The sequence below is a fragment of the Streptomyces sp. NPDC006739 genome (assembly GCF_042869815.1).
In the GTDB taxonomy this organism is placed as follows: domain Bacteria; phylum Actinomycetota; class Actinomycetes; order Streptomycetales; family Streptomycetaceae; genus Streptomyces.
Genome location: NZ_JBIAGM010000047.1, coordinates 1 through 21,530, shown reverse-complemented (window position 1 = coordinate 21,530; position 21,530 = coordinate 1). Strand labels below are relative to the sequence as shown.

19 protein-coding genes are annotated in these 21,530 nt (G+C 68.6%); 11 read left to right on the top strand and 8 right to left on the bottom strand.

Annotation, left to right across the window (positions count from 1 at the left end; genetic code table 11):
- Positions 1–150 precede the first annotated feature (150 nt).
- The 6 genes from ACFYMM_RS42040 to ACFYMM_RS42015 all read right to left on the bottom strand — a co-directional run bounded on the left by ACFYMM_RS42040 (position 151) and on the right by ACFYMM_RS42015 (position 7,221).
- Entirely contained in the window at positions 151–459 is a 309-nt protein-coding gene (locus ACFYMM_RS42040) for a hypothetical protein (protein WP_388397590.1), read from the bottom strand.
- 341 nt (positions 460–800) lie between these two features.
- Positions 801–2,111, bottom strand: coding sequence for a peptidase S8 (locus ACFYMM_RS42035; RefSeq protein WP_388397589.1), 1,311 nt, complete (start codon positions 2,109–2,111; stop codon positions 801–803).
- Between the two features lie 391 nt (positions 2,112–2,502).
- Positions 2,503–3,378 (bottom strand): immunity 49 family protein, encoded by an 876-nt coding sequence (locus ACFYMM_RS42030; protein ID WP_388397586.1) that lies wholly within the window; start codon positions 3,376–3,378, stop codon positions 2,503–2,505.
- 9 nt (positions 3,379–3,387) lie between these two features.
- Entirely contained in the window at positions 3,388–5,817 is a 2,430-nt protein-coding gene (locus tag ACFYMM_RS42025; protein ID WP_388397584.1) for a hypothetical protein, read from the bottom strand.
- 144 nt (positions 5,818–5,961) lie between these two features.
- The gene (locus ACFYMM_RS42020) at positions 5,962–6,348 is read right to left on the bottom strand and encodes a DUF397 domain-containing protein (protein WP_388397581.1); all 387 of its coding nucleotides are present in this window, start codon (positions 6,346–6,348) and stop codon (positions 5,962–5,964) included.
- Between the two features lie 18 nt (positions 6,349–6,366).
- The gene (locus ACFYMM_RS42015; RefSeq protein WP_388397579.1) at positions 6,367–7,221 is read right to left on the bottom strand and encodes a helix-turn-helix domain-containing protein; all 855 of its coding nucleotides are present in this window, start codon (positions 7,219–7,221) and stop codon (positions 6,367–6,369) included.
- A 202-nt stretch (positions 7,222–7,423) separates the two neighbouring features.
- Here ACFYMM_RS42015 and ACFYMM_RS42010 point away from each other — a divergent pair, with 202 nt between their 5' ends.
- The 4 genes from ACFYMM_RS42010 to ACFYMM_RS41995 all read left to right on the top strand — a co-directional run bounded on the left by ACFYMM_RS42010 (position 7,424) and on the right by ACFYMM_RS41995 (position 10,325).
- Positions 7,424–7,852, top strand: coding sequence for an ATP-binding protein (locus ACFYMM_RS42010; RefSeq protein ID WP_388397576.1), 429 nt, complete (start codon positions 7,424–7,426; stop codon positions 7,850–7,852).
- A 110-nt stretch (positions 7,853–7,962) separates the two neighbouring features.
- Positions 7,963–8,847, top strand: a complete 885-nt coding sequence (locus tag ACFYMM_RS42005; RefSeq protein WP_388397574.1) for a DNA-processing protein DprA — start codon at positions 7,963–7,965, stop codon at positions 8,845–8,847.
- Between the two features lie 145 nt (positions 8,848–8,992).
- The gene (locus ACFYMM_RS42000; RefSeq protein ID WP_388397571.1) at positions 8,993–9,529 is read left to right on the top strand and encodes a VOC family protein; all 537 of its coding nucleotides are present in this window, start codon (positions 8,993–8,995) and stop codon (positions 9,527–9,529) included.
- Positions 9,522–10,325, top strand: a complete 804-nt coding sequence (locus ACFYMM_RS41995; protein ID WP_388397568.1) for a MerR family transcriptional regulator — start codon at positions 9,522–9,524, stop codon at positions 10,323–10,325. The genes ACFYMM_RS42000 and ACFYMM_RS41995 overlap by 8 nt, the downstream gene beginning before the upstream one ends.
- 134 nt (positions 10,326–10,459) lie before the next feature.
- Here ACFYMM_RS41995 and ACFYMM_RS41990 read toward each other — a convergent pair whose 3' ends face one another.
- Positions 10,460–11,830 carry a peptidase S8 gene (locus ACFYMM_RS41990; protein ID WP_388397566.1) on the bottom strand — a complete coding sequence of 457 codons (1,371 nt, stop codon included), beginning with the start codon at positions 11,828–11,830 and terminating at the stop codon, positions 10,460–10,462.
- 510 nt (positions 11,831–12,340) lie between these two features.
- Between ACFYMM_RS41990 and ACFYMM_RS41985 the strand changes: the two genes are divergently transcribed.
- The 3 genes from ACFYMM_RS41985 (at position 12,341) to ACFYMM_RS41975 (ending at position 15,209) form a co-directional block, all read left to right on the top strand.
- The gene (locus ACFYMM_RS41985; protein WP_388397563.1) at positions 12,341–13,114 is read left to right on the top strand and encodes a trypsin-like serine peptidase; all 774 of its coding nucleotides are present in this window, start codon (positions 12,341–12,343) and stop codon (positions 13,112–13,114) included.
- Between the two features lie 204 nt (positions 13,115–13,318).
- Positions 13,319–14,263, top strand: a complete 945-nt coding sequence (locus ACFYMM_RS41980; RefSeq protein WP_388397606.1) for an NlpC/P60 family protein — start codon at positions 13,319–13,321, stop codon at positions 14,261–14,263.
- Between the two features lie 241 nt (positions 14,264–14,504).
- Positions 14,505–15,209, top strand: a complete 705-nt coding sequence (locus ACFYMM_RS41975) for a phosphatase PAP2 family protein (RefSeq protein ID WP_388397560.1) — start codon at positions 14,505–14,507, stop codon at positions 15,207–15,209.
- 45 nt (positions 15,210–15,254) lie between these two features.
- Here ACFYMM_RS41975 and ACFYMM_RS41970 read toward each other — a convergent pair whose 3' ends face one another.
- Positions 15,255–16,829, bottom strand: a complete 1,575-nt coding sequence (locus tag ACFYMM_RS41970) for an FAD-binding oxidoreductase (RefSeq protein ID WP_388397557.1) — start codon at positions 16,827–16,829, stop codon at positions 15,255–15,257.
- 321 nt (positions 16,830–17,150) lie between these two features.
- Here ACFYMM_RS41970 and pstS point away from each other — a divergent pair, with 321 nt between their 5' ends.
- From pstS to pstB, 4 genes are all read left to right on the top strand, one after another.
- Positions 17,151–18,284: a phosphate ABC transporter substrate-binding protein PstS gene (gene pstS / locus ACFYMM_RS41965; protein WP_388397555.1), complete on the top strand. Its 1,134-nt coding sequence runs from the start codon at positions 17,151–17,153 to the stop codon at positions 18,282–18,284.
- A gap of 116 nt (positions 18,285–18,400) precedes the next feature.
- A complete protein-coding gene (pstC, locus tag ACFYMM_RS41960) occupies positions 18,401–19,408 on the top strand; it encodes a phosphate ABC transporter permease subunit PstC (RefSeq protein ID WP_388397553.1) in 1,008 nt (335 codons plus the stop codon).
- Complete coding sequence (gene pstA, locus ACFYMM_RS41955; RefSeq protein ID WP_388397550.1) at positions 19,405–20,466, top strand: phosphate ABC transporter permease PstA; 1,062 nt, start codon at positions 19,405–19,407, stop codon at positions 20,464–20,466. The genes pstC and pstA overlap by 4 nt, the downstream gene beginning before the upstream one ends.
- Before the next feature lie 72 nt (positions 20,467–20,538).
- A complete protein-coding gene (gene pstB / locus ACFYMM_RS41950) occupies positions 20,539–21,315 on the top strand; it encodes a phosphate ABC transporter ATP-binding protein PstB (protein ID WP_388397548.1) in 777 nt (258 codons plus the stop codon).
- Positions 21,316–21,530: the final 215 nt, after the last annotated feature.

Sequence of the window (21,530 nt, the reverse complement as noted above, 5' to 3'; positions counted from 1 at the left end):
CGTACGCCCCCTCGACGTCGTAGACATACGACGGTAGCCGTGCTGGTTCCCGCGCGGGCGCGGTGTGGTGACTCGACATCAGGGAAACGCAACCTCAGCCGGGGAGAGGAAGGGGGAGGAGGGCCGGGCGCGCCCGGAGGGAACAGGGCGTCAGACCGCCATGCCGTACACGATGGTGAACAGTGTGCCGAGGGAGCCGATGATGAAGACCCCGGTCAGGCCGGCGATGATGAGGCCCTTGCCCTGTTCGGCGCTGAAGGTGTCCCGGAGGGCCGTGGCGCCGATGCGCTGTTTGGCCGCGCCCCAGACGGCGATGCCGAGGCAGAGCAGGATGGCCACGGCCATCACCACCTCGATCATCACCTTGGCCTCGTTGCCCAGGCTGCCGAAGGGGCCCCAGTTCGGAGCGATCCCGCCGATGATGGTGTTGATGTTGCCCTTGTCGGCCGCAAACAGCATGTAAGTCACCGCCCCTGATGGGTAGTTCCGAGAGGCCCCTGCCGGTGTGCAGAGGTCAGCCCTCATTCTCGCTGACGACGACGCCGTCGTATGTCGACTTGGCGTCATTGATTGGCGGGTTTCGCGCGAATGGCTCGTACCGTCACTCTGTGTATCACGGCAGGTCACGCCGGGCAATGAGGTCCGGGGGGAACCTGTGGTGTGGTTCCGTCGTTGACCTCCCTTACGGCCTGGCACGGTTTCTGACGGCCGGTCGGGTGAGGCGTCGTCTCGATGGTCTCATGACGAACGGGCCCCGGCGATTGCCGAGGCCCGTCGTCCCGCGTCGCTTGTCGTCGGGGTCAGCCGGTGAAGGCCGAGACGCCCTGCGGGGTGCCCCAGCCGGTCGGGCCGTCGTAGCCGGACCGGGCGGTGCACAGGTAGCTGGTGGAGCAGGTGCCGTTGTTGCCGCTGGTGACGTCGTTCAGGGCCGGGGTGCCGGCCTTGGCGTAGGGGAAGGAGGAGGGGTGGGAGCCGGCGGAGGGGGTGCCGGCGAGGGCGTAGACACCGGCGATGATCGGTGACGAGGCGCTGGTGCCGCCGAAGGTGTACCAGCCGGCGGTGACGCCGTAGGAGTCGTAGACGGAGACGCCGGTCGCCGGGTCGGCCACGGCGGACACGTCCGCGATGGTGCGCTTGGTGCAGCCGGTGTCGGTCTGCCAGGTGGGCTTGGCGTCGTAGGCGGAGCAGCCTGAGCCGGTGCCCTCGGTGCCGCTGGTCTTCCAGACGGTCTCGCTCCAGCCGCGCGTGGTGGTGGCCTTGGCGAGGGCGGTGCCGCCGACGGCGGTCACGTACTTCGAGGCGGCCGGGTACTCGGCCCCGTAGCCCGCGTCGCCGGCGGAGACGGTGATGGCGACGCCCGGGTGGTTGAAGTACGAGGAGTCGTACGACGCGTCCGAGGAGGACTCGGAGCCGCCGTAGCTGTTGGAGACGTACTTCGCGCCGAGGGTGACCGCGCGGTTGACCGCCGTGCCCAGGTTGGCCATGGTCGCGGACTTGGCCTCTACCAGCAGGATGTTGCACTTGGGGCAGATGGCGGAGGCCATGTCCAGGTCGAGGGACTCCTCTTCGGCCCAGCCGCTGTCGGCGGAGGGCAGGGAGGTCGTCGAGCCGGTCTGGCTGACCTTCTTGAAGCAGCCGTTGGCCGTGGTGCATGCGCTCAGGCCGTAGTGCGAGCGGTAGGTGGCGAGGTCGGCCTCGGCGTTCGGGTCGTCGTAGGCGTCGACGATGGCGATGGTCCTTCCGGAGCCGTTGGAGGCGGCGGCGGAGGTCAGGCCGTAGGCCGAGCGGAGGTCGCTTGGGCCGTAGCCGGAGGGGGTGGAGGCGTCGGCGGCCTTGGGGGTCACGCCGGTCTTGGCCGCCTGGGCCTGCTGGAAGGCGGTCAGTCCGCCGGTGACGCGCAGTGCCTTGCAGGCCATCTGGCCCTTGGCGGGCGCGGAACAGGCCTTGGTCCAGGTGACGTTGCTCGAGCTGCTTGAGGTGCTCGCGGCGGCGTCCGCGTGTGCTGCGGCGCCGAAGCCAGCGAGGACGAGGGCCGTGGTGGCGGCGACGGCGGAGCCTATTCGGCGCCAGTGGCCGGGGGTGCCCGGTCTGTCGGTGCGGGTCGTACGCATCGTGCAGCCTCCTGATGCTCCGGGTGGGGTGGTACGGAACAGCGGCGGTGCGTGCGGGGGGTGCGTGCGGGTGTTTCGCGAAGACGATCCCTTGTTGAGTACGTGACAACAAGGGGCTGTCGGCTTCCTTACTTGCGTCTTACCTGACCTGATGGCCCTCTTGGTTCAACTCACAGGTGTCGCAGGGGAGTACGGACCTGGGCGCCCACGTCACCATCGGATCCCTGGATGAAGTGGTCGAACTCGCTGTACCGACGGCGAGCACGAAGGCGTTCCACTTGGGCCGACTCGTGGGGCGTCCCTGTACTGCGGGAAGTGGGCGAGTCGAGGGGCGGGAAGCTGCTGTGGACCGACTGTCGGTAGCCCTGAGCGAGAGCCAGGACGCCACTGCTCACGTGTCGAACTCGCCGACCCAGGAACGCTGTAGAAGATGCTTGGGCAGGTACTGGGACTGGACCTCGACGGGGAGGTCGTTGTCGTAGGCCATGCATGCGATGGCGAGGAGACCGAGCGCGACCAGGCCGTCACTGCTCTGAGCTCGTTCCTCGCCATCCGCCCAGTACTGCTTGTGCCAGGTGAGGAACTCAAACAGTGCGCTGTTGAATCGCTCGGCATCACCACGATTGCAGAGCTGGAAGAGTTCGAGAGGCGGGTACAGAAGCTTCAGTAGCGTCTCTTTGTCGGCGATGTGAGGAGCCGTGTCCGGGTCGGTTTTCTTGATTGCGGCGACGAGTTTGTCCCACATCTCGGCAGGGCGCTGGAACCAGAAGCTCTGCAGAGCTTCCACCCAGTCGTAGACGTACTCGTCGAATACGGCACCGGACTGGCGGAGGAAGGACACCGGCACATGGGCCAGCCTGTCGAGTCGTTCGTTCTCACGACAGATCGTTGCCAGGTACCACGCGGTGAGCCAGGCTCCTACATGCGTATAGGAAGTCGGACCGGTCGCGGGGAGATACTTCACTTCACCAGTGCCCCCGATCCGGCACGGCACCGGGCCTTCGGCCGAGGCGGCCGAGTCGAACAGGGCGCAGCCGATCTGCATGGCCGTGACCCAGGCATCCCATGTTTCGAACTTCGAAGCCTCGGGATCGATGGCGCAGCGTGACTGAGCAAGGGCCACGCTCACGCTCAGGGCCTGACTACGACCGGTGTCGTCCGGATCTTCCAACTCCCCGACCACCCAGCTCAAGGTTTCGTCGAGTACCGCCAGGCCCTCCGCCGTGTTGTCTACGGGGTAGGCATGACGGGGAACGCTCGTGCTCACCGGTGCTCCTCAGAAAATCTTGAAATGTTCCAGCACGGCACCAGAGTACGAGGCGTCCGTGTGATCGGCTGCCTTGACCAGGACATACTGCAGTTTCCGGGCCTTCATTGCTTTGAGCAGATCCAGTGCGATACGGCCGTCCTTCGGGGAACGCGCTGCGCGGCTCTGCATCTCAGCGATGATCGTTTGAACATACTCCCTGGTGCCTTGCTTGACCAACATGCCCTGAGCCGACCCCGCGCCTCTTCGCCAGATGAGGTTTCCGGACGGTGCTTTTGCCTCGACAATGACGTAGCCGCCGTCCGGCAATTTGTACAGTTGGTCGAACATGTCCGCGCCGTTGGGCGTCTTGGGCAGGTCGACCCACTCGGCACTCGGGAATTTTTCGGGGACCACATGCAGCTCTGCCGATTTCTCGCCGAGTCGCTCCGATATTTTGCTGTTATTGGGTGTGTCGCCAAGCTGGTGGCGATAGGCATGCTGCGCGTGATGCAGGGATTCCCTCGTCGTAGCGGATGGACTTTCGTCGAACCTTCTCTCCGCGTTGGTGAGGTCCACGGATACCCTGCGGTTCTTTGCTGCCGTATCGAGGTCTGGACGGTGTGTGGGATCCACTGATTCGGGAGGGAAAAATTTTCGTCCGTATTTGATCTCGGACGGCCCGCCGGGCAGGTCGTGCTTTGATATGAGATTGCCGTTCGCGTCCTTGGCGAGGACAGGCAATTCGGCACCGTCAACGATCTTTGAGGCGTCCTTGCGGCGGTTGAGGGCGTCGTAGTGCTCTTCGCGCCAGGCTGGGTCGTTGTTGGCCTTCGAGACATGCTCGTCCCGAATGCGCTTGCGTTCCGCAGCGGTGAGTTCCCGGGTTCCGCCAGAATCAGTTCCTTCGGACCGATGGTGAGAGCTGCCTTGCCTCCCGGCGGCATCCCGGGCCCGGTGTCCGTGTGCCACATCACCGGTTGATCCTCGGCTGGATGAGCCCTCGCCTGAGGTCGCGTGGCCGCCGGCGTCTCTGCCTGGCTGCCCCGGTGTCTGCTCACTGGTGTGGGTGGAGCCCGTGTGCTCGGCTCGGGCGCCGACAAGGTCGTGCGGGTGGCCCCCGTGAGCGGCCGTGTTCAGCGCGGCATGGTCGTTCGTCGAGAGTTCGTGTGCGGCTTCGTCCACGTGCTGGCGCACGCTGCCGCTCGCGTTGAGGACGTCGCCGTTCTTGGTGAGGTAGATCGTGTTGCCGTGGGCGTCGACGTCCGGGATGGCGTCGTGCGGGATCCGGGACGGTTCCGGCAGCGCGGGCCGCTCGGGGAAGTTCAGATGTGCGCCCGCGTTGAGGTTCTTCAGCGTGCTGAACGTGTCGCCGACCTTGGTGAAGGCGGCCGTGCCCGCCTTGGCGGCATAGGTCATCGGGTCGATGGCCCGGCCCACCTTCCCGACCACCGACACCGTGCGGGCCGCCGCACCCGCCCTGGCCACACCGCCCACGCCCTCCGTGCCGGCCACCGTCAGGACGTTGAACCCGAACGCCCCCGCCGCCCGCGCCGGATTCGTCCTCCACTGGTCATAGGCGACGAAACCTTTCACCGTCTCCTTGGCCGCCGTACGCGAATCACGCAGCCACGACGGCAGCCTCTCGTCCGGAACCACCCACCAGGCGCCCATCGTGGCACTGGTCAGCGCGGAGGCCGTCGACACCTTCGCCAGGTTCTTCCACGCATCCCCCGCCGCCTGCCAGCCGTCCCAGCCGACCATCGTGCCCACACCGTCAACGGTGCCGAGGACACCGTCCTGCCAGACACCGTCGAACACCTGCTTGCCCTGATGCGCCAGCCACGCCCAGCCCTCGTACTCCCGCTCCACCGGCGCACCCCACGGCGTCTCCTTCGCGTGGTCCAGGGCCTCGGCCGTGCAGCCGTACATGTTCCTGCCGTGCGAGCCGTCGTCCGCGGTCAACGGCGTCCCGCCGATCAACGCCACGATCCGGTCGTACGTGGCCCGTTCGGCCGTGTGGAAGGCGGCGACCGTGTGGTTCACGTCGTGCCACAGGTCGTTGTTGTGATCGACCTTGTCCCGGTCCCGGCGCCAGTGCCCGTCCCCGGCCAGCGAGTTCACGAACGCACTCGCATCCGCCCTGAGCGCCTCCAGCCTCGCCACCAGAGGCCGCACCTCCACGCCGTAGTCCGACAGCGCCGCGGCCACCTTCTCCAGATCTCCGGCGAACGCGTCCGCCTTCCGCCGCACCGGCAGCGTAGTGGCGAACAACTGCTCCGCCTCGGGTGCCTTGTAGAACGCCGACAGCCCCTGGAAGTCGGTGTGCACATCCGAACCGGACGCACGGAACTGGGCCGCGTCCGCCGTCAGCAGCATCACATCCGTGTCCAGCGTCGACAGATCACCGATGAAATGCGGAATCCCCGACGGATCGATGAGCCTCGCCTCGTCGGCCACTGCTGATGGCACCCCCCGTGCTCCAGCTACTTCCATTACCCATCTAATCGCACATGCTTGCGTACGGTGCGTTGCCGGTGCAACGCGCAACGGGGTGAGGTGGCCTGATTCAGTGGTTCGAGGGCGAGTCCTGCACGGTGCGACTCACGGGTGGATCAAGGGAGTGCGGCCGGGGGCGTCGTCGATGTGCTCGGCTTCTTCGACGAAGTGGTCGAACTCGCCTGCCCGGACGCCGAGTACGAAGGCGTTCCATTTGGGGTGGTCGGTGGTGACGGCGGTGGTCGGGGCGTCGGTGGTGTGGAGGCGGAGGGTGTTGGCGTCGGTGGCGGTGAGGTGGAGGGTGGGGTGGCCGGTGCCGGGGTGTGGCTCGTTCTTGAGGGTGGCGAGGAGTGCGGCGAAGACGACGGGGGTGGTGGTGAGTATGGAGTGGGTGGGGTCGCTGGTCTCGGTTATGTGGATGGCTTGGGGGGTGGCGGCCACGTGGACGCAGGACTCGCCTTCGCCGCAGTACGACGACTTCTGCCAGCGCATGATGGACATTCCGGCCTCTCAAAGGGTCTGAATGATGGTGTGGATGAGGGCCCGTGACTCCAGTTCGATCAGGCTGAGAGCCATCAGGCGGTCGAGAATCCTGCGGTATTTGTCGAGTCGGGCTTCGGCGTCGAGCAAGGTGATGCCGTGTGACTGGTCGAGCTGAACGGTGTCGAGCTGTGGTACCGGTCCGTGGACGTAGTAGACAGGCTGGCCCGCCCCGGGGTATCCGCCGGCGTCGAACGGGATGACGTGGATCGAGATGTTCGGATGCTCGCTCATCTTGAGCAAGTGCTTTAGCTGCTGTTTGGCCACACCTCGCCCACCGAACTTCATGTGCAGCGCGGCTTCATGGATGATCGCCCCATAGGGAACTGGCTCCCGGTGGCGGAAGAGCACTGCCTGACGCTTCACGCGGAACGAGGCGCGGTGCTCTACCTCGGCGGGCGACAGTTCGGGGACGACTTGGCGGAACACCTCGCGGGCGTGGTCCACTGTCTGGAGAAGGCCGGGGATGCCCGAGGTGTGGGCGGTGCGCAGGGCAGTGCCATGCCACTCCAACTCGGCCAGATCCAGTAGCCCGGACGGCAGGATGTCGCGGTACTCCTCCCACCAGCCGCGCTTGCGTTCGCCGGTCATCCCGGCGATCGCCTCGACGAGGTCTTTGTCCGGGCATTCGTATTGGCAGGCCATGGTGCGCACGCGCTCCGCGCTCACGGCGAGACGTCCTGTCTCCATGTTGCTGACTTGGGCCTGCTTCATACCGAGGAGCCGGGCGGCTTCTGTTGACGTCAGGCCCGCGCGCTCGCGCAGTTTTCGCAGTTCGGCGCCGAAACGGAGTTGTCGCGCCGTCGGGTTGGTCCTCACGGGCATGCCCGTCACTCCTCCGCGCTGATCATCACCCGCATGGGTGGTTGCAGTACCGGTAACCCCGAATGGGATGAAGAATATATGCCGAGCCGCTACTTTGAGTTCGGCGCCGCAGAGCCCCAGAAGCGCACCGTTCGACGGAGCGGCAGGCCACTGGGTAGCCCACTGCAAGATCACAACTCCCCACAGTGATCGGAGACTTCCGATGGCCACCGTATCCCCGTCCTGGGCCTACACCCTCCAACTCCCGCACGACCCGCACGCCCCCGGCGTCGCCCGCGCCACCCTCCGCACGGTCCTCGCCGCCCACGGCCTGACCGAACTCGCCCCTACGGCCGAACTGTTGGCCTCGGAACTTCTCACCAACGCCCACCGGCACACTCGGGGCCCCTACGCCTTGCGTGTCCTCCCTACGGAACCCGGACGGCTACGGGTCGCCGTATGGGACACCGACCCGACGGTCCCGCCGGGGTTCGCCGACAGCTCCCTGCCGCCCGCGTTGCCACCGGACGACGCCGAGGGAGGGCGCGGCCTGCACCTCGTACGGTCCTGTGCCGACTCGTGGGGCGTCTCGGTACTGCGGGAACTGGGCGCGTCGAAGGGCGGGAAGCTGCTGTGGGCCGACTGCCGGTAGCCGAGGCGCTGCGACGCTGGAAGGGGGCGGGGTGTGGCGGGGTGAGCTTCCTGCTTCCGCCGCCGGGCTGGGCACCTGCCCAGCGCGAGCAGGTTTCCTATACTTTCGGCATGGACCAGGAACTGGAGCGGGCCGCGCTCGTCGCGCTGCTGCGGCGCGGGGATCGTTCCTGGCCCGATCTCACCGATCAGATCGAGACCGTAGGCAGTGCCCGCGACGTCCTGGACGACGCGCTCGAATCCTCAGGTCAGGCGGCCCTCTTCGCCACAGGTCCTGAGGTGGACCTGGAAGCGGTCGCAGCCGAGATCGCCGCCTGGGAGCGCGAGGGTATGCGGCTGGTGACGATCCTGGATGAGGACTACCCGCTCTACCTGCGGCTGGTCCACCAGCGCCCGCCTTTCCTGTTCCTGCGCGGCGCACCCGTCGAAGACGATCTACGGGTGGCTGTCGTCGGTACCCGCACTCCCACTCCGGAGGGCATCGCCCACGCCCGTGCCATCGCGGGGGGGCTCGCGGAGCGTGGCGTCACGGTGGTCTCCGGTCTGGCCGCGGGCATCGACACCGCCGCCCACGCCACCGCGCTCGCTGTCGGCGGCCGTACCGTCGCCGTCATCGGCACCGGCCTGCGTCGCGTCTACCCGGCACAGAACGCCCGCCTGCAGCAGGAGATCGCCGAGCGCGGACTGGTCGTTTCACAGTTCTGGCCGGATGCTCCGCCCTCGAAGTCGTCCTTCCCCATGCGCAACGCCGTGATGAGCGGTTACAGCCTGGCCACCGTGGTGATCGAGGCGGCCTACCGCAGCGGCGCCCGGATGCAGGCCCGGCTTGCCCTGGAACACGGCCGCCGGGTCTTCCTCATGCGTTCCCTGATGACGCACGAGTGGGCGCGTGAGTACGCGGCCAGGCCGAACACCACCGTCATCGACGGCCCCGAGGATGTCTTCCGGCACATCAACTCCCTCGTCCCCGCAACGGGCGAGCTGACCTGGACCTAGCAGGCGGCACCAAGTGACGGCTGGTGTCGGGCTTTCCGCCCGCTATGCCGGCTTCCCGCAACACGCTGGGTCGCAACGGTGGGTCGGGCGAGAGCCACCGCCCCGGCTTGACCCTCACGCCGCGTGAGGCCTGAGTCTGGCGTGCGTGAGCGACTACTACAACGCGTTCGAGATCAGTCCCGTGCCCGCCCCGGGGGCCGATGCGGTGCCGCCGGAGCCGTTTCGGGGGATCTATGGGATGCCCGCCTTCGTGACGATCCCCACGAGTGATCTGGCGGCGTCGGTGGACTTCTGGGTTCGGGGGCTCGGGTTCTTCGAGTTGTTCGGCATTCCGGGCAGGCTGGTGCATCTGCGCCGGTGGGCGTTCCAGGACGTGCTTCTCGTCCCGGCGGAGAGTGTTCCGGAGTCGGCGCCGGCCATGAGCCTCGGGTTCGCGTGCGTGCTCGGGCAGGTCGATTCCCTGGTCGAGGCCTGTCGTGCGGTGCGCCCGGGCTCGGTGGACGGTCCACGGGACACCGCCTGGAACACCCGCGACGTGACGGTGACCACCCCCGAGAACGCGCGGATCGTCTTCACCGCGGCCAAGCCCTTCGATCCCGCCAGTCAGGAGGCACGGAACCTTGCAGCCGTCGGGATCACCGCACCGGGCGTCGGTCGCCGCGACAATGAGGAGCATGCCTGATGCCACCGACGCCGATGGTCTGACCGTCGGTCAGGTCTCCACGCGGCTGGGCGTGACCGTCCGCGCGCTGCACCACTGGGACGAGATCGGCCTGGCCAGACCGTCGCTGCGCACGGCCGCCGGATACCGGCTCTACACCGCCGGCGACCTGGAACGCCTGCACCGCATCGTCGTCTACCGTGAGATCGGTCTCGGCCTGGACCGGATCCGGCCCATCCTGGACGACCCGGCCACGGACGTTCCCGGCGCCCTGCGCGCGCAGCGCGCCCAGGTCGCCGAACGGATCGACCGCCTGAAGCAGCTCGGCGTCGGACTGGACCGGATGATCGACGCCCACGAGCGGGGCCTGCTGCTGACCGCCGAGCAGCAGGCCGAGATCTTCGGGCCCCGGTGGAACCCGGACTGGCCCGCCCAGGCCCGTCAGCGCTACGGGGACACGACGCAGTGGCTGCAGTACGCCGAACGCTCGGCGTCTCGCGGTCCGGAGGAGTGGCAGGCCATCACCGATGCCATGACCGGCCTCGAACGCGCCCTCGGGGACGCGATGGACGCCGGTGTCGCACCCGGCAGCCCGGAAGCCGGTCGTCTCGTCGAGCGGCACCGCGAGGTCTTCGCCTCGTACTTCCCCCTCACCAGGCGGATGCAGGTCTGCCTCGGCCGTATGTATGAGGCGGATCCGGGATTTTCCGTCCATTACGACGGCATCCGCGCCGGCCTCGCCTCGTGGTTCCGTCGCATCATCGACGCCGACGCGCGCGCCCACGGCATCGACCCCGACACCGCGACCTGGGAGTAGACGGGGCGACGGCCGCAAAGGCAGACGGGCCGCGGCTGGATGCCGTGGCCCGTCCTCTTCCAGCGCCGCCGAGGGGACCCCACGTCCCCCTCAGTGGGCGGCTCCCCGTGACCCGACGGGGTGGTCGTGCGATGTCAGCCGGCGGAGAAGGCGCTGACGCCCTCCGGGGTGCCCCAGCCGGTCGGGCCGTCGTAGCCGGACTTCGCGGTGCAGAAGTACGAGGTGGTGCAGGAGCCGTTGCTGCCGCTGGTCACGTCGTTGAGGGCGGACGTGCCGGCCGCGGCGTAGGGGTACTTGGCCGGGTAGTCGCTGCTGCCCGGGGTGCCGGCGAGGGCGTAGACCGAGGCGATGATGGGCGAGGAGGCGCTGGTGCCGCCGTAGGTGTTCCAGCCGGTGCCGTCGGAGCCGTAGGTGTCGTAGACGGAGACGCCGGTGGCGGGGTCCGCGACGGCGGAGACGTCGGCGATCATGCGCTTGGCGCAGCCGCTGTCGGTCTGCCAGGTGGGCTTGGCGTCGTAGGCGGAGCAGCCGGAGCCGGTGCCCTCGGTGCTGGAGGTGTTCCAGACGCTCTCGGTCCAGCCGCGGCTGTTGGAGGACGTCTTGAGGGCGGTGCCGCCGACGGCGGTCACGTACTTCGAGGCGGCCGGGTACTCGGCGCCGTAACCCTCGTCGCCCGCGCTGGCGGTGATGGCCACGCCCGGGTGGTTGTAGTACTTGGAGTCGTAGGAGGTGTCGGAGGAGGACTCCGCGCCGCCGTAGCTGTTGGAGACGAACTTGGCGCCCAGCTTGACGGCCTCGTTCACCGCCGCGCCGAGGTTGGCGTCGCTCGCCGACTTGGCCTCGACGAGGAGGATGTTGCAGTTCGGGCAGGCCGCGCTGACCATGTCGAGGTCCAGCGACTCCTCGCCGGCCCAGCCGCTGTCGGCGGTGGGCAGGGAGGTCGTGGAGCCGGTCTGGGAGACCTTGCTGAAGCAGCCGTTGTCCGAGGTGCAGTCGGGCAGGCCGTAGTACGAGCGGTACGTGGCCAGGTCCGCCTCGGCGTTCGGGTCGTCGTACGCGTCGACGATGGCGACGGTCTCGCCGGAGCCGTTGGAGGAGGCCGCGCCGGTCAGGCCGTACGCCGACTGGATGTCGCTCGGGCCGTAACCGGTCGGGTCGGCGGAGGCGGCGTTCGGCCGGACGGTCTTGGCGGCGATGCCCTTGAGGGCGGCCTGCTTCTCCATGAAGGCGGTGGTGCCGCCGGTGACACGGAGGGCGTCACAGGCGGCGAACCCCTTCTTCGGGGTCGCGGCACAGGCCTTCTCGTACCGGACGTGGGCCTTCGCGACCTGGGCGGCGACGGCCTTGGCACTGACCTTGTGGGGGGCGTCGGTGGCGGTCGCCGCGTTCGCGTGGACCGCGGTGCCGAGGCCGGCGAACACGAGTGCGGCGGTGGCCGCGGTGGCGGAGCCGATCCGGCGCCATCTGCCGGATATGTGGGGGGCGTTGGGGGTGGACGTACGCAACGTACAGCCTCCTGTGTGAGGTGTGCAGAGGCCTGCGAGTGGGGGTCCACCGGTGGGTGTGCCGGTGGGGGCGGCGGCCCGCGACAGACCCTGACTTGTTGAGTACGTGACAACAAGAGCCTTTCGGAATACTGACTTCCGCGTTACCGAAGGGGGGCGGGGGCTTACCGATCACTGGCGGGGGGATGGGCGGCGAGTGGCCGCCGCTTTACTCAATTGACAGAGAAGGGACAGGATTTCGACGGTGTTACGCGCGTTGATGTACGTCTTGGGGCGGGGGAGGGAGGGGACGGGAGAGGGGGCAGAACGGGTGAAAGGGGGTGGCGATCTTCATGCGTCCGGAGCAGATCGGCAGGGGGTCGCGACGGCGCGCCGAGTACGGTGAGTGCGACGCCGAGCGACGCCGAGCGGGGCCGAGTCGGACCGAGCGGGACCGTAAGGGCGGTTCACAGGTAAAACTCAGGGAAGTCGAGGACGCATTTCCACGTTCGTGGGTAAGAGTGGGGCCTGATGAAGCGCAGCTCACGCATCTCGGTCACCTCACGTCCCGCGCTGCTCGGCGGTGTCGTGCTGCTGGCCCTGACCTCCGCCTCCGTGGCGGCCGCCGACGACGGTCCGGGACCCTTCGGTGTGACCGCCGTCACTGTGGCGACCCGCCACAACGCGCGGGTCGGGGCCCTGTTCGGTGCGGGCCGGGCCGACAAGCTCCCCGGCGGCCACTTCTGCACCGCCTCGGTCGTGCACAGCCCGCACGGCAATCTCATCGTCACCGCCGCGCACTGTGTGGGCGGTGACGACGGCGGAGACCTGGTGTTCGTCCCGGGGTACCGGAACGGGCAGGCGCCGTACGGCGTGTGGAAGGTCGGGAAACGGTTCCTGCCGGACGGGTGGTCCAAGGGGCAGAGCGAGGACAGTGACGTCGCCTTCGCCTACGTCAACGACCTGGGCGGCCGGCAGCTCGAGGACGTCGTCGGGGCGAATCGGTTCGCCACCGGGATGGCCACCGGGGCCACCGCCGTGACCGTCACCGGCTATCCCGACGAAAAGGAAGTCCCCATCAGCTGCACCAACAAACCCGCCCCGCACAGCAAGACGCAGCAGCGCATCTACTGCCCGGAGTTCACCGCGGGCACCAGCGGCAGTCCCTGGGTGAACGGAGACCGGGAGGTCGTCGGCGTGCTCGGCGGGCACGAGCAGGGCGGGGAGACCCCGGACACGTCCTACAGCGTGGTGCTGGGGCGCGAGGCTGCCGAGTTGTACAAGGACGCCCTCAGCGGTCCGTGAGGGAACACTCGGGGGCCCGTGACGACACCGTCGGCGCTCCCTCGCGACGCTGTGGACAATCCCTGACGGCGACTGCTTCCCTGTGAAATGACGCCACTTCAGGCAGAAATGGCGTTGAACACGGCCGACATGGGGGAGGGTTGAGCCGTGCGGAAAGTGTGGGTGGTCGGTGGGGCGGCGGTCGGGATCGGCCTGGGCTTCGTCATGCTGCTGGTCGTCGGCGTCTACGTCGTCGCCGGGAACCTCGTGGGCGGTGTCGGCGCGGGCGGTGTCGGGCTCGCCAAGGGTGCCGTACCCGCTGCCTACAAGACGCTCGTGCAGAAGTGGGGCAATCTGTGCCCCGCGCTCAATCCCGCACTGCTCGCCGCCCAGCTGTACCAGGAGAGCGGCTGGGACCCGACGGTCGTGAGCCCGGCCGACGCGCGCGGCATCGCGCAGTTCATCCCGAGCACCTGGGCGACGCACGGCATCGACGGCAACGGGGACGGCAAGGTCGACATCTGGGATCCGAATGACGCGATTCCGTCGGCCGCGACGTACGACTGCGAACTCGCCAAGTACGTCAGGACGGTGCCCGGGAACACGAGCGACAACATGCTCGCCGCCTACAACGCGGGCGCCGACCGCGTCATAAAGGCGGGTGGGGTTCCGGCCATCGGCGAGACGCAGAACTACGTCAAGAACATCCGCAGCCTGGAGCAGAGCTTCGCCGCGCCCGTCAGCCGGGTCGACCCCTCCCGGCAGGCCGCCGCCGCCATCGCCTACGCCCAGCAGAAGCTCGGCACGCCGTATCTGTGGGGCGGCAACGGCACCCCCGACCAGGGCGGACGGTTCGACTGCTCCGGACTGACCAAGGCCGCGTACGAGAGCGTGGGCGTGACCCTGCCGCGGGTCGCCAACGATCAGTACAACGCCGGACCGCACCCCTCCAGGGACCAGCTGCTCCCCGGGGACCTGGTGTTCTTCTCGGACGACCTGACCGATTCACGGGCCATCCGGCATGTGGGTATTTATGTGGGTGGCGGGTACATGATCGACGCCCCGAGAACGGGTGCTGTGATCCGGTTCGACCCGATCGACACCCACGACTATTTCGGGGCCACCCGGGTCACCGAAGATGGCGCGAAAGCGTTGCCCACGACCGTGTGACCGAGCGTGAACCCGCCCCCTGAGCTGCGGCGATGAGTCTCTCTTCGATAACGTCTGCGTGATCATTCGGTGGAGTGTGGAACGTAGTGACGGGGATCGTGCGTTCCTGTTGACGTAGCCGAGCGGACGTCAGTACGGCAGCGGTACGCGCAGTGCAGCGAAAGCGGATCTACGAACCACGGGGGGCAGGAACGGCGCACACGGTGTGCGTCCGGAACGACGACGAAGGGGCCGCAGCACCATGGCTGTACTCGCCGAATCCGGATCGAACCCTGACGTCAACCTGCTCTACGACATCAACGGGCTGGCCAAGGACGCACCGCACTGGTTCGACCGCGGCATGGAGTTCGTCGGTGAGTACGGGCTGCTGCTCGCCATGGCGCTGCTGGTGCTGTGGTGCTGGTGGGGTGTGCGGCGCCGGGGCGGCGAGGACGCGGCGTCCTCGGTCGCGGCGCTGGTGTGGGCACCGCTCGCCGCGGGGATCGCGGTACTGGTGAACGTGCCGATCAGGGGGTTCGTGGAGCGGCCCCGGCCGTTCGTCGACCACCAGGGCCTCGACGTCCTCGTCTCCGGCAAGACCGACTTCTCGTTCGTGAGCGACCACGCGACGATCACCATGGCGTTGGGCGTGGGGCTGTTCGTCGCGAACCGGAGGTTCGGGATCGCGGGGATCGGACTCGCCCTGCTGGAAGGGTTCTGCCGGGTGTACATGGGGGTGCACTACCCGACCGACGTGGTCGGCGGGTTCGCGCTCGGCACGGCGGTGGCCCTGCTGCTGTCCCCGTTGGCCATGGCGCTGCTCACCCCCTTGATGAAGGCGGTGGAGCGGTCCGGCCGGGCGGGGTGGATCGTCCGGCGGCGGGCCGACGGGAGCGGGCGCTCGGACGCGCTGGTGCCCGGTGCGCGCCGGGCGGTGGAGGCCGAGGAGCGGGACCTGGCGGCCTGATCCGAACGACAGGCTCCGGCCCCCTCACCACCCCTGCGGGTAGGTCTACAACCCCTGCGGGTAGGTGAAGAACCTCTCCGGGTCGTACTGCTTCTTCACCTGGGTCAGGCGGGCCGACGCGTCGCCGTAGTACGCCTTGCGCCAGTTCGTCAGGGTCGGGTCCGTGTAGTTCTGGTAGGCCGCGCCGGAGGCGTACGGCTTCATCGCGCTGTGGGCCGAGGCCAGCCAGGACCGTGCCGTCGTGCCCGGGGCGCCGGCGCCCCAGGAGGTGAAGTACTGGGCCAGCATCCGGGAGCGGCGGTGGACGAAGGCCGTCGCCGTCGGGGAGACGCGGTTGACGGCGCCGCCGAGGGCCGTGAGGGCGATGCTGCCCCCGCCGCCGCGCACCGACCTCAGCTGGGACAGCAGGGTCTGGATGCCGGCCGCCGACAGTGAGCGGTCGAAGAAGTCCGAGCAGGCCGCGAACGTGTCCCGGCCGAGGGCGCCCTGCGGGGAGCGGCCCGGGGTCGAGCCCGGCAGATGGCACTGGGCGGCGGTGGAGAACGAGGAGCAGCCGGCGTAGATCTCCATCGCCTCCTCGTAGCCGTGGCGGCGCAGGGAGACGCTGCTCGCGTGCGCGCCCACCTGGCCGGCCAGGCGGTCCACCGCGTTCTGCAACTCGCCGTACGTGCCCATCGAGAACGCGGCCACCGACACCCTCGGCGTCCCGCCGGGCGAGGCCTCCAGGTGCAGGGACGACCAGATCTCGTCCGGCTGGGTCGGGCCCCACTCCTGCCAGGCCTTCACCACCGCCGCCGCCTCGGCCCACGGCCAGGTCAGGTACGCGGTCACGGCCTGCGGGGTCGGATGGGTCCTGAACTGCAGTTCCGTGACGACGCCGAAGTTTGCGTTGCCCGCGCCGCGCAGCGCCCAGAACAGGTCGGAGTGGCTGGTCGCGTTGGCGGTGACCTGGGTGCCGTCGGCCGTGATCACGGTCGCCTGGGTGAGGTTGTCGCAGGTCAGGCCGTAGGCGCGGGAGGCCACGCCGTGGCCGCCGCCGAGGGCCAGGCCGGAGACGCCGACGGTGGGGCAGGAGCCGGCGGGTACGGTCACGCTCTTGGCGGCCAGCGCCCGGTAGACGTCGATCAGCTTGCAGCCGGCGCCGACGACCGCCTGCCCGCCGCCGACCCGGATCGTGTTCAGCTTGGAGACGTCGAGGATCAGCTTGCCGTCGCCGGAGGACCAGCCCCCGTAGGAGTGGCCGCCGTTGCGTATCGCCACGCGTATGCCGTGGGCCCGGGCGTACGCCAGTGTCGTACGGATGTCGTCGCCGTGGGCGACGTAGGCGACCGCGGCCGGTTTCAGGCCGTCGAAGCGGGTGTTGTAGAGCAGGTGGGCGGTCTTCCAGTCCGCGTCGCCGGGGCGGATCAGCCGGCCGTCCAGGTCACGGGCGAGGGCCGCCCAGTTGGCGGCGGCCGCCGCGCCGGCGGTCTTCATCGCCGTACCCGGCGAACCGGCGGACAGGGGCGTACCGGCCGCGTCCGGCGAGGAGCCGGTGAGGACACCGGCCGGGCCGCAGCCCGCCAGCGCGGTCGTGGCGAGAGCGGCCGTGCCGCCCGCGATGAAGGTACGCCGTTGCATGTCCATGCCTTTCGTCGGCTCTCCTGGGACAGGACGCCGCCGTGCGCACAAGGGTTCCAGGGACGGGAGTGCGAACATCGAATACGCGTACGCGTAACCCGGTCGTCGGAACCTCCACGTGCCCTCCCCGTGAGCATTCCGTGACCTCACCGGGCCGATGGCAGGGGTTCACCCCTCGTTCACTTCCGGCCATCGGACGCTTCACCTCTTCTGCCTAATTTCGGCCTTACGCGATGCGGGGGGCGGTCATGAATGCCGTCACGCATCCTCATGACTCCGCACGCCGTCGACGGTGGCGGCTGATGGAAGGAACTCCCGAAAGTGAAGCTTCAGCGCAAGAACCGGCTGCGCGCCCTTTCCCTCGGTGCTGTCGCCGTCTCCGGCGCCATGGCCCTGACGGCGTGCGGCTCCGACGCGACCGGCTCCACGACGACCGGCAGCAGCTCGTCGGCCTCGACGAGCGCCAGCTCGATCAAGTGCGACAACGCCAAGGGCCAGCTGCTCGCCGACGGCTCCTCCGCGCAGAAGAACGCGATCGACGCGTGGGTCAAGAACTTCTCGCAGGCCTGTGGCGTGCAGATCAACTACAAGGGCGGCGGCTCCGGCGCGGGTGTGACCGCGTTCACGCAGGGCCAGCTCGCCTTCGCCGGTTCCGACTCCGCGCTGAAGCCGGCCGAGGTCACCGCCTCCAAGAGCGTCTGCAAGGGCGGCCAGGGCATCGACCTGCCGATGGTCGGCGGCCCGATCGCCCTCGGTTACAACGTCCCGGGTGTCGACAACCTCGTCCTGGACGCCAAGACCCTCGCGCAGATCTTCAACAGCGACATCAAGAACTGGAACGACCCGGCGATCAAGAAGCTGAACCCGTCGGCCAAGCTTCCCGACCTCAAGATCCAGGCGTTCCACCGCTCGGACGAGTCCGGCACCACGGACAACTTCACCAAGTACCTGAAGGCCACCGCGCCCTCCGTCTGGGGCAAGTACTCCGGCGGCAAGGCCTGGCAGGCCCCCGGCGGCCAGTCCGCCCCGCAGTCCGCGGGCGTGGCCCAGCAGGTCAAGCAGACCGCCGGCGCCATCGGCTACTTCGAGCTGTCCTACGTCTCCGACGGCATCAAGGCCGTCTCCATCGCCACCGGCGCGAGCAAGCCGGTCGCGCCCAGCACCGACAGCGCCACCGCGGACATCGCCGCCGCCAAGGTCGTCGGCGTCGGCCAGGACCTGTCGCTGAAGCTGGACTACGCCACCAAGGCCGAGGGTGCCTACCCGATCACCCTGGTGACGTACGAGATCGTCTGCGACAAGGGCAACAAGGCCGACACCCTGCCCGCCACCAAGGCCTTCCTGCGCTACATCGCCAGCGAGGACGGCCAGAAGATCCTGTCGGGGATCAACTACGCCCCGGTTCCCGACGCGATCATCGCCAAGGTCCGCACCACCATCGAGGGCCTGAGCTGACCTGATCCGAGAGTGCGGCCCGGTCCCCCGCGGACCCGGGCCGCACCGTCCGGTGCACCGCCGCCACGAGCCCTACGGCCCCGACCGGGCCACGGCTCCGCAGACCGGAGAACCCGATGGACATATCGACGCAGACCACAGACGCACCTCCGCCCACCCCCGAGCCGACCGCGGCCGAGCACAAGCGCAACGCGCGCGGTGCGACCCGGCCCGGTGACCGCATCTTCCTCGGCCTGTCCCGCGGCTCGGGCATCCTGCTGCTGGTGGTCATGGCCGCGATCGCGGTCTTCCTCGCCTACCGCGCCTCCCTCGCGATCAGCAAGGACCACGGCAACTTCCTGACCACCTTCGAGTGGAACACCAACCTCGTCCCGCCGGTCTTCGGCATCGCGGTGCTCGCCTTCGGCACGGTCGTCTCCTCGATCGTCGCCATGGTCATCGCGGTCCCGGTGGCGGTCGCCATCGCGCTGTTCATCACGCACTACGCGCCGCGCAGACTGGCCTCCCCGGTCGCCTACGTGATCGACCTGCTGGCCGCCGTGCCGTCCATCGTGTACGGCCTGTGGGGCGCGCTCATCCTCGTACCGCACATGAACGGCCTCTACGGCTGGCTCAACGACTACCTCGGCTGGACCGGCGTCTTCTCCTGGCAGGGCGGCGCCCCGCGCTCCATGCTCACCGTCGGCATCCTGCTCGCGATCATGATCCTGCCGATCATCACCAACGTGAGCCGCGAGGTCTTCCGGCAGGTCCCGCGGATGCACGAGGAGGCGGCCCTGGCGCTCGGCGCCACCCGCTGGGAGGTGGTCCGCATGGCGGTCATCCCCTTCGGCCGCTCCGGCGTGATCTCCGCCTCGATGCTCGGCCTCGGCCGGGCCCTCGGCGAGACGATGGCCGTCGCCACCGTGCTGTCGCCGACCTTCGACATCCAGGCCAGCCTGCTCGACCCGGGTGGCGGCACCTTCGCCCAGAACATCGCCAGCAAGTTCAGCGAGGCGACGCAGGACGGCCGTGACGCGCTGATCGCCTCCGGTCTGGTCCTGTTCGTCATCACCCTGCTGGTCAACGGCGCGGCCCGGGCCATCATCGCCCGCCGCAAGGAGTACTCGGGGGCCAACGCATGAGCACCGCAAGCCTCGCCGACCGGCGCCCCAGCACACTGCGCGGTGCCAGCCTGCCGAAGTGGTCCCCGTGGGCCATCGCCGGCGGTTCGATCGTCGTCGCGGCCGGCATCGGCCTCGGCGCCGGCCTGGACAGCAAGATCCAGTGGGGTCTGATCGCCGCGATCCTCTTCATCCTCGGCACCTACGGCATCGCGGCCCGCGTCGAGGGCCGCCGCCAGGCCAAGGACCGCATCGCGACCTCCCTCGTCTGGGTCGCCTTCCTGGTCGCCGTCATCCCGCTCGTCTCCCTGATCTGGGTGACCGTGGCCCGCGGTGTGAAGGTCCTCGACGTCTACTTCCTGACCCACTCCATGGGCGTGGTCGCCGACTCCGAGCCGGGCGGCGGCATCTACGCCGCCATCATCGGCAGCCTGGAGCAGGTCGGCCTGGCCACCCTGATCGGTGCCCCGATCGGCATCCTCACCGCGATCTACCTGGTGGAGTACGGGCGCGGCAAGCTCGCCAAGTCGGTCACGTTCTTCGTCGACGTGATGACCGGCATCCCCTCGATCGTCGCGGGTCTGTTCATCCTCAGCCTGATGCTGATCTTCGACATGCAGCCGTTCGGCTTCGCCGGTTCACTGGCCCTGGCCATCCTCATGATGCCCGTCGTGGTCCGCTCCACCGAGGAGATGCTCAAGCTCGTACCGAACGAGCTGCGCGAGGCGTCGCTGGCGCTCGGTGTGCCGAAGTGGCGCACCATCCTGAAGGTCGTCCTGCCGACCTCGATCGGCGGCATCACCACCGGCATCATGCTCTCCATCGCCCGTATCGCGGGCGAGACCGCCCCGGTGCTGCTGCTGGTGTTCGGCAACCCGTTCATCAACAACAACCCCTTCGAGGGTGCGCAGTCGTCGCTGCCGCTGTACATCTACCAGCAGTACTCGCAGAGCGCGGGTGCCAACGCGGCGTACGACCGCGCGTGGGCGGCGTCCCTCACGCTGATCGCCTTCGTGATGATCCTCAATCTGGTGGCCCGGGGCATCGCCCGCTGGAAGGCCCCCAAGACCGGTCGCTAAAGCGTCAATGTGCGGCTACCGCCGCGTGGGGCCCTACGGTGACCCACCAGACTTTTTGGAAGTGAAGTAGTAATGGCCAAGCGAATCGACGTGAGCGGGCTCTCCGCCTACTACGGCTCCCACAAGGCGATCGACGACATCTCGATGACGGTCGAGCCGCGTTCGGTGACGGCGTTCATCGGCCCCTCCGGCTGCGGCAAGTCCACGTTCCTGCGCACGCTGAACCGTATGCACGAGGTCACGCCCGGCGGGCGGGTCGAGGGCAAGGTCCTCCTCGACGACGAGGACCTGTACGGCGCCGGCATCGACCCGGTGTCCGTGCGGCGCGAGGTCGGCATGGTGTTCCAGCGGCCGAACCCGTTCCCGACCATGTCGATCTTCGACAACGTGGCGGCGGGGCTGCGGCTGAACGGCAGCTACAAGAAGAGCGAGCTGGGCGACGTCGTCGAGAAGTCGCTCAAGGGCGCGAACCTCTGGAACGAGGTCAAGGACCGCCTGAACAAGCCCGGCTCGGGGCTGTCGGGCGGTCAGCAGCAGCGGCTGTGCATCGCGCGGGCGATCGCGGTCGAGCCGAAGGTGCTCCTCATGGACGAGCCCTGCTCCGCCCTGGACCCGATCTCCACGCTCGCCATCGAGGACCTGATCGGTGAGCTGAAGGAACGGTTCACGATCGTCATCGTGACGCACAACATGCAGCAGGCGGCGCGTGTCTCCGACCGTACGGCGTTCTTCAACCTGGCCGCGGTCGGCCAGCCCGGCAAGCTGATCGAGATCGACGACACGGAGCGCATCTTCTCCAACCCGTCGGTCCAGGCCACGGAGGACTACATCTCCGGTCGCTTCGGCTGACCCCTGGCCCCCGCCCCCCCGACCCCTCGCGGTGCTGCATGGCGGTGCCACCGCGAGGACGCAAAGGGCCCGCCCCCGACAACGGGGGCGGGCCCACTGCTTTCGGCCCCTCAGCGGACCTAGTGCTGGATTCCTCATTGGATGTACACATATCGGCGTCGTAGTTGGCGGGTGGGTGGGGCTGGCCGGCCCCAGACCCACGCTCTGGCACGGGC